Source organism: Microbacterium sp. SORGH_AS_0421 (assembly GCF_030818635.1).
Lineage (GTDB): Bacteria > Actinomycetota > Actinomycetes > Actinomycetales > Microbacteriaceae > Microbacterium.
The window spans coordinates 1,988,334-2,001,043 of sequence record NZ_JAUTAO010000001.1; the positions used below are offsets into that span (position 1 = coordinate 1,988,334).

The 12,710-nt window shown below is 72.0% G+C and carries 11 protein-coding genes; 5 read left to right on the forward strand and 6 right to left on the reverse strand.

What is annotated here, in order from left to right:
- Positions 1–36 precede the first annotated feature (36 nt).
- The 5 genes from QE416_RS09410 to QE416_RS09430 are packed head-to-tail and all read right to left on the reverse strand — an operon-like array spanning position 37 to position 5,576.
- A complete protein-coding gene (locus QE416_RS09410) occupies positions 37–1,338 on the reverse strand; it encodes a DUF58 domain-containing protein (protein ID WP_307315584.1) in 1,302 nt (433 codons plus the stop codon).
- Entirely contained in the window at positions 1,338–2,345 is a 1,008-nt protein-coding gene (locus QE416_RS09415; protein WP_373458846.1) for an AAA family ATPase, read from the reverse strand. Before QE416_RS09415 ends, QE416_RS09410 begins: the two co-directional genes overlap by 1 nt.
- Positions 2,342–3,520, reverse strand: a complete 1,179-nt coding sequence (locus tag QE416_RS09420; protein ID WP_307315585.1) for a DUF4350 domain-containing protein — start codon at positions 3,518–3,520, stop codon at positions 2,342–2,344. Before QE416_RS09420 ends, QE416_RS09415 begins: the two co-directional genes overlap by 4 nt.
- Positions 3,517–4,155 (reverse strand): DUF4129 domain-containing protein, encoded by a 639-nt coding sequence (locus QE416_RS09425; protein WP_307315586.1) that lies wholly within the window; start codon positions 4,153–4,155, stop codon positions 3,517–3,519. Before QE416_RS09425 ends, QE416_RS09420 begins: the two co-directional genes overlap by 4 nt.
- Positions 4,156–4,166: 11 nt before the next feature.
- Positions 4,167–5,576 carry a glycerophosphoryl diester phosphodiesterase membrane domain-containing protein gene (locus QE416_RS09430; RefSeq protein WP_307315588.1) on the reverse strand — a complete coding sequence of 470 codons (1,410 nt, stop codon included), beginning with the start codon at positions 5,574–5,576 and terminating at the stop codon, positions 4,167–4,169.
- 164 nt (positions 5,577–5,740) lie between these two features.
- On the opposite strand from QE416_RS09430, the gene mtrA reads away from it, so the two are divergent.
- From mtrA to hpf, 5 genes are all read left to right on the forward strand, one after another.
- Entirely contained in the window at positions 5,741–6,421 is a 681-nt protein-coding gene (mtrA, locus tag QE416_RS09435) for an MtrAB system response regulator MtrA (protein ID WP_136586990.1), read from the forward strand.
- 7 nt (positions 6,422–6,428) lie between these two features.
- Positions 6,429–8,114: an MtrAB system histidine kinase MtrB gene (mtrB, locus tag QE416_RS09440; protein WP_307315590.1), complete on the forward strand. Its 1,686-nt coding sequence runs from the start codon at positions 6,429–6,431 to the stop codon at positions 8,112–8,114.
- On the forward strand, positions 8,111–9,769 hold the full coding sequence (locus QE416_RS09445; RefSeq protein ID WP_267786399.1) for a GerMN domain-containing protein: 1,659 nt from the start codon (positions 8,111–8,113) through the stop codon (positions 9,767–9,769). The genes mtrB and QE416_RS09445 overlap by 4 nt, the downstream gene beginning before the upstream one ends.
- A gap of 91 nt (positions 9,770–9,860) precedes the next feature.
- Positions 9,861–10,529: a ComF family protein gene (locus QE416_RS09450; protein ID WP_307315592.1), complete on the forward strand. Its 669-nt coding sequence runs from the start codon at positions 9,861–9,863 to the stop codon at positions 10,527–10,529.
- A 93-nt stretch (positions 10,530–10,622) separates the two neighbouring features.
- Positions 10,623–11,285: a ribosome hibernation-promoting factor, HPF/YfiA family gene (gene hpf, locus QE416_RS09455; RefSeq protein WP_210072082.1), complete on the forward strand. Its 663-nt coding sequence runs from the start codon at positions 10,623–10,625 to the stop codon at positions 11,283–11,285.
- An 81-nt stretch (positions 11,286–11,366) separates the two neighbouring features.
- Here hpf and QE416_RS09460 read toward each other — a convergent pair whose 3' ends face one another.
- Entirely contained in the window at positions 11,367–12,674 is a 1,308-nt protein-coding gene (locus tag QE416_RS09460) for a hypothetical protein (RefSeq protein ID WP_267786401.1), read from the reverse strand.
- Positions 12,675–12,710: the final 36 nt, after the last annotated feature.

Sequence of the window (12,710 nt, forward strand, 5' to 3'; positions counted from 1 at the left end):
CGAGATATGTCGCAGGCTGCATGAGGGGTGGGTGTGCTAGAGCCGACCGGCCGCTTTCAGGGCGAGGTAGCGGTCGGCCACGAGCGGGGGCAGATCGTCGGCCGACGCCGACACCGCATCGCCTCCCGCGCGCACGATCGCCGCGGCAACCCGCTCGGCGTCGTGCCGGGCGCGCTCGACGGCGGCGGCGGCGTACACGTCGGACGCGTCCCGGTGGACGGGGGTGTCGCCGGGTCCGTCGGTGGCGGTGGCCACCAGAAGGCGCGAGCGGGAGGCGACCGCGGGAAGCGAGGCGAGGAACGCGCGGGCGGCCTCGGGGTCGTCGGCCGCCGTGAGCAGCACGACGAGAGCCGGACGCACCGCGAAGCCGCGCACGTGCGCGAAAGCGGCATCCCAGTCGGTGTCGATCAACTGCGGATCGACGGGCGCCATGGCATCCACCAGGGCGGGCAGGAGCGAGGTGCCGTCGACGCGGGTGACGCGAGCTCGGGGCAGACGGTCGAACATCAGCAGGTGCACGTGGTCGCCCGCGCGCGTCGCCAGCACCGACAGCAGCAACGCCGCCTCCATCGCCGCGTCGAGGCGCACGCCGTCGCCCACGCGAGCGGCGGCCGTGCGCCCGGTGTCGATCACGACGACGACGTGGCGGTCGCGCTCCGGGCGCCAGGTGCGCAGCATCGTCGTTCCCGCGCGGGCGGTGGCGCGCCAGTCGATCGAGCGCACGTCGTCTCCGCGCACGTATTCGCGGAGGCTGTCGAACTCGGTGCCCTGGCCGCGCACCTGCAGGCTCGTGTTGCCGTCGAGCTCGCGGAGCCGGGCCAGGCGCGAGGGGAGGTGCCGTCGCGAGGTGAACGGGGGGAGTACGCGGATCCGGCCGGGAGCGTCCACGACGCCCTGGCGCCCGGCCAGTCCCAGCGGGCCCGCCGCGCGAACGACGACGAAGGCGCTGCGCAGTTCGCCGCGGCGGCGGGGGCGTAGGGGGAGAGGCGCGGCGTGCCGCTCGCCGGGCGGGACCACGAGCCGCAGACGTTCCGCGGGCGCTCCGGCCGTGGGCTGCCACGCGTCGCGGACGCGGGCACGGAGCAGACGGGTGCCGAGGTTCCGCACGCGTAGCTCACCGGATACGGGTTCGTCGCGCAGTGCCCGCTCGGGGTGCGTGCGGGTGATCTCGACCCGTCGAGGGTCGGCGGCGAGCACCGTGTCGACGATCGCCAGCATGAGGCACAGCAGCACCCACCCGCCGGCGACCGCCCACGCCGAGAGCCCCGCCGTGCTCAGGAGCACGAGGGGGACGACGCCGAGCGTGACGAGCAGGGCGAGACGGCCGGTGACGAACATCAGATGGGAACGCGGGTCTGCTGCAGGACGGAGCTGAGGATGGAATCCACCGAGACGCCCTCGATCTCGGCTTCGGGACGGAGGCGAATGCGGTGGCGCCACACCGGGACGAGCATGGTCTGCACGTGGTCGGGGGTGATGGCGGGGTAGCCGCTCAGCCAGGCCCACGCCTTGGCCGCGGCCAGCAGGCCCGTGGAGGCGCGTGGGCTGACCCCGACCAGCACCGAGGGACTCTGCCGGGTCGCGCGCGCGAGGTCGACGACGTAGCCGAGCAGGTCGTCGTCGACCGAGACCGATGCCGCTGCGCGCTGCGCCGCGAGGATCTGCGGTGCCGTGACGACCGCCGCGACACCGGCGTCGTCGAGGCGACGGGGATCGAAGCCCGAGGCGTGACGACGCAGCACGTCGACCTCGGCGTCGCGACCGGGCAGGTCGACGACGAGCTTCAGGAGGAAGCGGTCGAGCTGCGCCTCGGGCAGCGTGTACGTGCCCTCGTGCTCGATGGGGTTCTGCGTCGCGGCGACGAGGAAGGGATCGGGCAGCGCGCGGCTCTCGCCGTCGGACGAGACCTGGCGCTCCTCCATGGCCTCGAGCAGCGCCGCCTGGGTCTTCGGGGGCGTGCGGTTGATCTCGTCGGCCAGGAGCACGTGGGTGAACACGGGACCGGCGCGGAACTCGAAGTTGCCGGCGCGGGCGTCGTAGACGAGGGAGCCGGTGACGTCTCCGGGCATGAGATCGGGGGTGAACTGCACGCGCCGGGTGTCGAGTCCGAGCGCGCGACTGAACGACCTCACCAGCAGCGTCTTGGCGACGCCGGGGACGCCCTCGAGCAGCACATGGCCGCGGGAGAGCAGCGCGATGAGCAGGCCGGTGATCGTGCCGTCCTGGCCGACGACGGCTTTGCCGACCTCGAGGCGCACGCGGTGCATCGCATCGCGCAGCTGCGCGTGGTCGTCGCTCGGCGCGACGGAGGCCGCGGCTGCGGTGGTCTCGGGGCTGTCGGTCATCGTGTGGTCCCTTCGGTTCGGACGGCGGCGCGCACGCTCTCTTCGAGATCGCGGAGGCGGTCGGCCGCCGCGACGAGTTCGCGGTCGGTGCGGGGGATGTCGTCGACGAGGATGCCGCGCACGCGCGCGCGGTCCGCGTCCAGTCGCTGTGCGACGGCGTCGGCGATGTCGTGCGGTGAGGTGCGGGCGGTGAGCCCCAGCAGACGCCCCACACGCGAGCGGGCGGCGCGACGGAGCTCGTCGAGGGCGTGTGCGGCGTCTTTCGATGAGGCGTACAGGCGCGCACGGCCCTCGGTGGTCTCGGCGGCGCGGACCGTGACCGGCAGGCGCTCGGCGACGAGCGGCCCGAACCGGCGACCGCGCCAGATCGCGGCGGTGAGAGCCGCGGTCAGAAGAAGCAGCATGGCCGGCGTCACCCACGCGGGGGTGAGATCGCCGAGGGTGGGGGCGGCCGTTCCCTGATCGGCGTCGGAGAGCGAGGGAACGTACCAGACGAGGGTGTCGGTCTGGCCGAGCACGCCGAGGGCGAGAGCGGCGTTGCCGTCGACGGGGAGGGACGAATTGGTGAGAACCGAGAGCCCGTCGAGGGCGGTGACCGTTCGTCCATCGACACCCTCGGACTGCAGGAGTCCGAACTCGCCGTCGACGGGGTAGCACCCCTCGACCCCGTCCGCGGGGCGGAGGAGTTCTCCCACATGAGCCGCTCCGGCGTTCGCGGCCGCGGGGACACCGCACTCGGGGCTCGCGGACAGGTCGGGGGAGAATCCGCCGAGCGAGGAACCGTCGAGGAGCACGTCGAGCGCTCGGGATCGCGGCTCGACGAGGACGACATGGCGCGCGCGGCCGGTGAGATCGCGCAGGGCGTCGTCCGACAGCATCGGCGCGTCGCGCAGGACGAGGGTGGCGTCACCGCCCGTGAGTGCGCGTTCGGCGGCGGCCCGGTCTCGAGCGATCGTGACCGAGACACCGTGCTGCTCGAGGACGCGCACGACCGCGCGGGTGCCGTCCGAACCGGCCGACTCGGGATCGAGGATCGCTCGCTGCGTGTACCCGCCGTAGACGAGGGTGCCGCCCACCAGCGCGGCGAGCAGGAGGCCCCCGGCGAGAGCGACCCACCCGAGGGCGGACTTCCGGCGGGAGCGGACCGGGGCCGCCGAGGCCGTCTCGGCGCTCATCGGGGAGCCACCGGTACAGCGCGCGCGCGAACGGCGGCGGCGTCGAGATCGGCGACCAGCCGGTAGCGCTCTTCGGTGCCGGGGCGGCGCAGGTATCGGATGTCGTCGAACGTCGTCGTGGCCGGATCGAGCAGCGGGATGAGCCCGGGCAGCGCTGTCGCCGTCTCGCGGGCGAACGCGCGGGCCGTGGCGCCGGGAGGCGGGTCGACGAGCCCGCGTTGGGTGAGGCCGCGTGCGAAGGCGCGGAACCGCAGCACGATCGCGTCGTCCCAGGCCCCGCGGTCGGCCGCGGCCGCCGCATCGGTGCGGAGTTCCTCGGCGGATCGGCCGTCGTCGTGGTCGAACAGCGCGCGAGCCGGTTCCGAGGCGCGTGTCGACAGGCGCGGTCGGCCCCAGATCAACAGGGCGACGACGATCAGCGCGACCACGATGATGCCCAGTACGACGAGAGCCGACGGGCCCCACCCGCCGTTCTCGGGGACGCGCAGCAGATCTTCGAGGAACTTGCCGACGGCCTGGGAGATACGGTCGACCAGGTTCGGCTCGGCGGCCTGATAGGTGGGGTCGCTGAGCTCCTGCTCGGCCCACTCCCGGGCCTGGTCGGGGTCGGGAAGCAGCGGCGCGACCGCTGCCATGGCCGTGAGGATCACGCGTCGCCGTTCGAGCCGGGGGCGGCCCACGTCGTCTGCGCCCGGTCCGGAGCGGGAGGCGCGGGCGGTGCCGCGGGGGACTCCTGCGACACCGCGGGTGCCGTGGGGGCGGGGAACGTGTGCGGGGCGGGGGCGGCGGTGGGCGCGGCATACGGCGGGGTCGCCGATGCGGCCGCGGGGGGCGGGGGGCCGTAGCCCGGCGCGGGCTGCTGCTGGGGGGTCACGGAGCCCTGCGGCACCGCACCGTACCCTCCCGCCGCGGGGGCGCCGTACCCCGCCGGTGCGACGTACCCGGGGTTCCCCGACGGCGGCCCGTAGCCCGCGAACGCCGGGGGAGCCCCGTAGGGCACCGGGGCAGGGCGCTCGACGATGCGGCCGACGCCCACGAGATACGGGTCGCTCAGCTCGGTGGTGCCGGAATCGCGCGCCTCGACGTACGACTGGAGGTCGTGGTCGAGGCCCTCGACGCGCATGCGGGCGTCGACGTAGACGAGCACGGCGGACGTGGACTGCACCACGAGAGCGACGCACTGCACGAGCAGGATGCCGAACTGCCCGACGACCTGCAGGACGATGACGCCGACGACGGCGCCGGCGCCGCTCTCGCCGGTGGGGGCGACGATCGACGGCACGAAGCCGGCGAGGAGGCTGAGGGGAAGCGAGATGATCTGAGCGACGACGCCGAAGGCGAAGGAGATGACCACGACGACGCCGAGCGTCGACCAGAAGCGCCCACGGGTCAACTGCCACGACCGTGCGATCGAGCGGAAGACGGGTGCCCGCTCGAGGATGATGACGGAGGGGACGAGGAACAGCTTGGGCGTCAACCAGAGATAGAGCGGGATGAGCGCGAGGAAGAACAGCACGCCGACGAGGGCGCCGACCCAGGTCGCGGCGATGACCAGCAACGCCACGATCCCCGCGAGCACCCCGACGAGGATCACCACCGCGCCGACCGTGAGTGCGCTGTAGCCGACCAGGCGCCAGAACACCGGGCGCACCCGCGCCCAGACGGCCCGAAGGGACGGCTTCTCGGCGACCACCGCGTGCGCGACCTCGGCGACGACGATGCCCTGCACGACGACCCCCAGCACCCCGGAGAGGATGCCGAGCACGAGAGCCGCGACGGCGGTGAGGGCGACCGAGCCCGCGAGGATCGCGTCGTAGTCGTCGCTGCCGTATGCAACGGTGTCGAGCCGGGAGAAGCTGGCGATGGCCACCCCGGCGATCGCCGCTGTCACGATGATGTACGCCACGGCTTGCACCGCGAGGGCGAAGCCCAGCAGCACCTTCGGATTGTGCCGGAGAGCGACGAACGATCGGCCCAGGATCGTGCCGAACCCGAAGGGGTGCAGCGGAACGATCCCCGGGCGTGATGCCGGAGTCCAAGCCGGGTACGCGGTCATGTGGGGCCCCTCCTGGTCACATGGCGGTGACCTCATCGTGTCACACACCCCCGACACGCACGCCTGTCGTGCAGGCAGGTCGACTACTCTCGATGGGACGTGCCCCTACCCGGGGCGTAGTGCCCGTCCCCGAGCGGGTTTCGAGACGGAAGACGTACACCCGAATGACTTCACGGATCCTGGTTGTCGATGACGACACCGCGCTGGCCGAGATGATCGGCATCGTGCTGCGCACCGAAGGATTCGACACGGTGTTCTGCGCCGACGGTGCGCAAGCGGTGGACGCCTGGCGCACCGAGCGCCCCGACCTCATCCTGCTCGACCTCATGCTCCCGGGCGTCGACGGCATCGAGATCTGCACGCGCGTTCGCGCGGAGTCCGGCGTGCCGATCATCATGCTCACTGCGCGCACCGACACGGCCGATGTGGTCAAGGGGCTCGAGTCGGGCGCCGACGACTACATCATGAAGCCCTTCAACCCGAAGGAGCTCGTCGCCCGCATCCGCACGCGCCTGCGCCCCGTGCAGGCTCCGGTCGATGAGACGCTGCGCATCGGCGACCTCGTCGTCGACGTCGCCGCGCACGAGGTCCGCCGCGGCGATGCCCCCATCGCCCTGACCCCTCTCGAATTCGAGCTCCTCGTCGCCCTCGCCGAGAAGCCCCAGCAGGTCTTCTCCCGAGAGATGCTCCTCGAGCAGGTATGGGGCTACCACTACAAGGCCGACACCCGCCTGGTGAACGTGCACGTCCAGCGTCTGCGCGCGAAGATCGAAGCCGATCCCGACAACCCGCGCATCGTGACAACCGTGCGCGGCGTGGGCTACCGCGCCGGCGCGGTGGCCTGAGCCCCTCATGACGGGCGCGGTGCGCACCCTCCCGCGGCAGCGGGTACGGGGATGGCGCGATTGGCGCGTGGTGCGCGATCGTCTGGCGACGCTGTGGCGTCGCTCGCTCCGCTTCCGCACGATCGTGCTGACGGTGACGCTCACCGCCGTGACCATCCTCGTCACCTGCGTCGCCATGGCGCTCGTGATCCAGAACGAGTTGTTCACGGCCCGCAAGGATCAGGTGCTGCTCGAGGCCCAGCGCGCCACCGCCGCAGCCCAGGCGACCCTCGACGCCGCCGTCGACTCGACCGATCCGGCCGCGGCGCAGACCCTCATGAACGGCATCGCGACGCGTCTGTCGCAGCAGTCCTCGAGCGATCTCATCGCCCTCTACCGCATCGGACCGCCCTCCCCGCTGGCTCCGCAGCCGTTCATCTCCCCGGCTTTCGAGTCCGGCATGGTCACCGACGCCCTGCGCACCCAGGTGCAGTCGAGCCCCGATCTGCAGTGGTGGCAGTCCGTGGCGCTCCCCGCCGACGACGGCCGCGAGGTGCCCGGCATCCTGGTCGGTCATCAACTGCGCTTCCCCGCGGAGGACGGGGTCGACTCGTACGAGCTCTACATGGGGTACGACCTCACGAGCGCCTCGCAGACTCTCGCCTTCGTGCAGGTGCTGCTGTGGGTGGTGGGCCTCGTGCTCGTGCTGCTGATCGGTGCGATCGCGTGGTTCGTCCTGAGATCCGTGACCACACCGATCGCGGATGCCGCCGAGACCAGCGCCAAGTTCGCGGCGGGCGATCTCGGCGTACGGCTCCCGGTGCGCGGCGAGGACGAGCTCGCCACCCTGAACCGCTCGTTCAACGCGATGGCCGACAGCATCGAGTCGCAGATCAAAGAACTCGCCGACCTCTCGCTCGTGCAGCAGCGCTTCGTCTCCGACGTGTCGCACGAGCTGCGCACACCCCTCACGACGATCAAGCTCGCCGCCGACATGATCAACGACCAGCGCGAGGAGTTCGATCCCGCGACCGGTCGCGCCGCGGAGCTGCTGCACGCGCAGGTGCAGCGATTCGAGGTGCTCCTCACCGACCTGCTCGAGATCAGCCGCTACGACGCCGGCTCCGTCCAGCTCGAGCTCGAGGCGACGAGTCTGGCCCATCTGGCCGAAGACGTCATCCTCTCGATGCAGCAGCTCGCAGAGGGGCACGGCTCCGACGTGCGCCTCGTCGCCCCGGGCGGCTACACGCCGGTCGACATGGACGCCCGACGCGTCCGCCGGATCGTCCGCAACCTTCTCGGCAATGCGATCGAGCACGGCGAGGGGCGCCCGATCGTGGTGTCGGTCGACAGTGATCGGGATGCCGTTGCCCTCGGCGTCCGCGACTTCGGCCTGGGCATGCTGCCCGACGACGTGGAGCGCGTCTTCGACCGCTTCTGGCGCGCCGACCCCTCGCGAGTGCGCACCATCGGCGGTACCGGCCTCGGTCTGTCGATCGCCCTCGGCGACGCCAAGCTGCACGGCGGTACCCTGTCGGTGTGGTCCGAGCCCGGACGCGGCTCGAACTTCGTGCTCACGCTGCCGCGAGCCGGTCAGCCGGTCAGCAGTTCGCCCCTGCCCCTCGTGCCCGACGACGAACAGGGCGGAGCCCTCGAAGCCCTGGGCCTGACGCAGCCCATCTCGACCCGGCCCGGAGTGAGGAAGACGACATGAGACGCGCCCTCGCCCTCGTCAGCCTCGCCCTGGTGCTCGCGCTGACCGCGTGCACGGGTCTGCCGACCTCCGGCTACGTCAATCCCGGGCGCGGCCCGCAGGTCGACGACACCCAGGCCTTCGCCTTCGTCCCCGACGGACCGCAGGACGACGCCTCTCCCGCTGAGATCGTGGAGGGGTTCCTGCGCGCCGGTTCCGGCCCCGCCGACGACTGGGCCACGGCGAAGCTCTTCCTGGCGTCCGGGACGCAGTGGGACCCCCGCGCCCGCGTCACCATCGACCGCCTCGCCGATCGCCGCGCCGTCGCGAACGCCGTCGGCACCGGCGTCACCGTCTCGCTCACCACGGTGGCGGGAGTGGATGCCGACGGCGCCTACGCCCCGACGGCCTCGGGCACCGCGGAGTCGCTGTCGTTCACCCTCGCGCGCATCGACGACCAGTGGCGCATCACCTCGGCTCCCGACGGGGTCGTACTGTACGAGGAGGTGTTCCCGACCGTCTACCAGTCGGCATCCATCGCGTACTTCGATCCCACGTGGAGCTTCATCGTGCCCGACGTCCGCTGGTTCCCCCGGGCGCTCGTGGCCAGCCGCGTGGCGACGGCCCTCGTCGACGGCCAGCCCAGCGCGTGGCTCGCCGGTGCGGTCAAGACGGCGTTCCCCGACGAGCTCTCCCTCGTGGGCCGTTCGGTGACGCTGTCCTCGAGCGGCGTCGCCCAGGTGCAGTTGCCGCGCACCGCGCTGAGTCTGGATCGCACGACGCTCGACCGGATGCAGACGCAATTGTCCAAGAGTCTGGTCACGGCCGGTATCAGCGAGGTCCAGATGACGGTGGAGGGTACCCCGGTACCCGCCTCCGAGGTGTCGGTGCGCGTCACCCGGGTCGATCCTTCTCCCGCGGTGCTCACCACCGCCGGCGTGTTCGGTGCGCTCGCCGGAGACACGGTCGAAACCCTCGGCGGGCTGTCCGATGCGATCGAGTCGCTCGCGCCGGCCTCGGTCGAGCTCGAGGCCGACCGGAGCCTCGCGGCCGTCCGGACGCAGCAGGGGAGCGTGGCGAGTGCGCTGGCCGACGGACGCACGTTCCTGCTGGACGACCGCCCCGGGTTGATCGCCCCCACGATCGACGCCGAGGGTGCGATCTGGAGCGTGCCCAGCTCCGCGCCGACGCAGCTGCGTGCCATCTCCGCCGAGGGCGTTCCGCGCAACGTCGGCAACGCCTGGCCCGACGCCTCCGAGATCAGCGCGATGCAGATCTCGCGCGACGGGACGCGGGTGGCGGCGATCGTCACGGTCTCGGGTACGCGCGAGGTGTGGGTCGCCGGCATCGAGCGCGAGGGCGGCGCGGTCGACCTCGGCGTCCCGCACGTGCTGTCGTTCTCTCAGCAGGGCGCTTTCGAGCTGGCCTGGCTCGACGACACCACGGTGGGAGTCCTCGCCGACGTCGACGGCGCCGGCCGCCTGCGCGAGCTCAACGTCGGCGGGCGAGGAACCGAGGCCGCGGCTCCCGACGGCGCCACCACCCTCGCCGCGGGGAGCACGAGCGTGCGCGTGCTCGACAACGCCGGTCGCCTGTACAGCCGGCGCGGAAGCTCGTGGACGCTGGTGGCCACCGACATCCGCGTGCTCGCCGCCCAGCAGGGCACCACCTCCTAGGGCTCCTCCCCACCCGGGGTCTGCGGGGCGTTCTCCCCGAGTAGGGCTTCGGCGCGTGCGCGCGGCGGCGGGCCCCGGGCACCCTGGGCGCATGTCGCTTCACGCTGCGCTCACCCGCTCCTTCCGCGATGCCCTGACGTTCTGGTTGCCCGTCTCCTGCGCGGGCTGCGGCGTCGTCGATTCGGACCTGTGTCGCGGATGCCGTGACGCCCTGAACGCCAGGCGGATCCGGCGCCCCATTCAGCCGGGCCTGTCCGTGACGAGCGTCCTCGTCTTCGAGGGCGTGGCGGCCCGCGTCATCCGCGCGATCAAGGAGGAGGGCCGCACCTCTCTCGCCCGCGACCTCGCCCCGGCGCTCGATGAGCTGCTGCGCCTCTCGGTGTCCGCCGGTGCCGTCCTCACCACCGTCCCGGGCACGCGCGCGGCATTCCGCCGTCGCGGGTTCCGACCGCTCGACGTGCTGATGCGCCGCGCGGGGTGGAGGCACGAGCGGCTGCTGCGGGTGGCCCGTGCCACCGACGACCAGAGGGGTCTCGGACGCCGCGCGCGACGAGAGAACGTCGGGGGAGCGTTCGTGAGCCGACCGATCGCGGGCGGCACGGTCGTGGTCCTCGACGACGTCGTCACCACGGGGGCGACCTTGGCCGAGGCGGCGCGCGCCCTCCGTGCCGCGGGAGCCGACGAGGTCGTCGCCCTGGCGCTGGCGGACACGCCGCGTCGAAGGAGCTTCGAAGGTGAATCCCGGGTGATTGAGACGTGACACGGCGGTGTCGGACTACTAGCGTGGGGATGACTGAAGGCGACGGATGTTCCGCCCTTAGACCGGGCGGAACCCGGAACAAGGAGGTCACTGATGGACACCAACATCGTCGGAGTGGGAGTCGGTATCACCGACCGTTTTCGCTCGGTCGTCGAAGAGAAGGTCAGCCGCATCGAGCACCTCGCGCCTCGCGCTCAGGCGCTCGAGGTCAAGGTGACTCATCGCTCCTATCGCAACGGTCGTCTGGAGGACGACACGGTCGAGCTCACGCTCGACGGCAAGGGCCCGGTCGTTCGTGCGGAGGCGACCGACACCGACAAGTTCGCGGCCCTCGATCTCGCGGTCGACAAGATCTCCGAACAGGTGCGTCGCGCCAAGGACAAGCGCATCGACGCCCGCAACCACCCCCGCGGTGCGAAGTTCGAGAAGGGCACCGGCGAGCTCTCGGGTATCGACGTCGAGCCCGCCTCCGTCGAGGTGCTGCGCGCCGTCGCGACCGGTTCGATCCCCGTGCAAGAGGCCGGGGCCGAAGAAGAGGACTACTCGCCCGTCGTCATCCGCCAGAAGGAGTTCGGTCCCGAGTGGATGACGGTCGAAGACGCCGTCGACCGCATGGAGCTCGTCGGCCACGACTTCTTCCTCTTCATCGACGCCCGCACCGACCACCCGAGTGTCGTCTACCGACGCAAGGGCTGGGACTACGGTGTGATCGCCCTCGCGACCCAGGCGGCACCCGCCGTCGAGGTCGCATCCTGACCTGAGAACGCCACGAAGCCCCCGGTCCTCGGACCGGGGGCTTTGTCGTGCGGGCGATGCCGCGGGCGCAGACGCCCGCGCTCAGCCGTCGAAGATGTCGCCGAGCAGAGAGCCGATGACGAGACCGCCGAGCATGCCGCCGACCATGTTGCCGCCGCCCATGCCGCCTCCCCGACCGTAACCGCCTCCCCGGCCGTCATTGCCCCAGTCGTTCGGGCGGGATTGCTCGATGTCGCGCTGGGCGATCTGCAGGGCCTCGGATGCCAGTGCCCCGGCGCGTCGTGCGGTGGCGAGCGCCGTCTCACGCTGGTCCTCGGGCACGGGGCCCAGCGGCAGACCCGCGCGCAGCCGCTCGGCCTCGACGAAGCGCGTGCGAGCATCGGCTCCGATCCAGCCCCGATGCCCGGTGATGAGGCCGCGCGCGACGGCGATCTGGCGGTCGGCATCGTCGATGGCGTGCTCCACCTGATCCTGGGAGGGGACGGGGCGGGCCGCCCGCTCGCGGGCGAGGTCGAGATCCGCGTTGGCCTGCCGCAGCGACGACAGAGCCTGGAAGGGGTCGCTGCGGGTTCCCGAGGCGGGGAGGGCCGTGAGCGCCTGCTGAAGCGCGGCCATCGCCTGGGTGACGGCGGGGGTCTGCGCTCCCAGACGCGCCTCGATGAGGTCGTTGCGCGAGTCGTCGACCACGGCGGCGAGGGTGGACTCGGCGCGGAGGGCCTCGATCTCGAAGGTGTCCACGGCATCCAGGAGCGATTCGGCTCGACGAGCGGCCTCGGTGGCGGCCTCGAGGGCGACGGAGGCCTGCTCGCGCTGGCCCGCCTCGCGTCGACGTTCCGATACGGCGGCGGTGTGCACGGCGAAGTCGAGGAGCTGCTCGATCTCTTCGGGGTTGCCGCCGATCTGCGCCAGGGCGGAGTCGCTGTACCGGCGGGAGAGCCTGTCGACGACCTCCCGGGCGTTGGGGATGCGCTGCGCCAGCCGCTCACGGTCGGCTCGCACGCGAGCCAGCGTCTCGGGGGCGCGGCGCACGGCGTCGATCTTGGGCTGCAGAACCTGGGTGCGCTCCTCGAGCAGGTCCTCGGCCCATTGCGAGAGCTGGACGATGCGCGCATTGCGCGTGCGCAGCTCTTCTTTCGTGTCGGGGATCTCGTCGTGGTTGAGCTGATGCAGCTGGAACGCCTCGGCGAGGTGGGTTCGCACGGAATCGAGAGCCGCCGCGAGGTCTTCCGTCGCCTTGTCGCCGAGCTCGGCGCGGGCGAAGTCGAGCTCGTCCGAGGTCAGGCGGACACGCTCGTCGGCCGCGACGATCGCAAGCTCCGCTCGGCGTGCCAGATCGGCATCCGCCGCGTCCTGTTCTTCGCGCTTCCTCTTGCCCCAGAAACCGGCCATGGCTCGATCCTAGGCGTCGCCCTCCCCGCCGTCGCC

Coding starts and splice junctions, on each gene's coding strand:
- QE416_RS09450 (WP_307315592.1), top strand. CDS start 9,861: ATGTCGCTTCACGCTGCGCTCACCCGCTCCTTCCGCGATGCCCTGACG.
- hpf (WP_210072082.1), top strand. CDS start 10,623: ATGGACACCAACATCGTCGGAGTGGGAGTCGGTATCACCGACCGTTTT.
- QE416_RS09430 (WP_307315588.1), bottom strand. CDS start 5,576: ATGACCGCGTACCCGGCTTGGACTCCGGCATCACGCCCGGGGATCGTT.
- QE416_RS09425 (WP_307315586.1), bottom strand. CDS start 4,155: ATGGCAGCGGTCGCGCCGCTGCTTCCCGACCCCGACCAGGCCCGGGAG.
- QE416_RS09410 (WP_307315584.1), bottom strand. CDS start 1,338: ATGTTCGTCACCGGCCGTCTCGCCCTGCTCGTCACGCTCGGCGTCGTC.
- QE416_RS09445 (WP_267786399.1), top strand. CDS start 8,111: ATGAGACGCGCCCTCGCCCTCGTCAGCCTCGCCCTGGTGCTCGCGCTG.
- mtrA (WP_136586990.1), top strand. CDS start 5,741: ATGACTTCACGGATCCTGGTTGTCGATGACGACACCGCGCTGGCCGAG.
- QE416_RS09460 (WP_267786401.1), bottom strand. CDS start 12,674: ATGGCCGGTTTCTGGGGCAAGAGGAAGCGCGAAGAACAGGACGCGGCG.
- QE416_RS09415 (WP_373458846.1), bottom strand. CDS start 2,345: ATGACCGACAGCCCCGAGACCACCGCAGCCGCGGCCTCCGTCGCGCCG.
- mtrB (WP_307315590.1), top strand. CDS start 6,429: ATGACGGGCGCGGTGCGCACCCTCCCGCGGCAGCGGGTACGGGGATGG.
- QE416_RS09420 (WP_307315585.1), bottom strand. CDS start 3,520: ATGAGCGCCGAGACGGCCTCGGCGGCCCCGGTCCGCTCCCGCCGGAAG.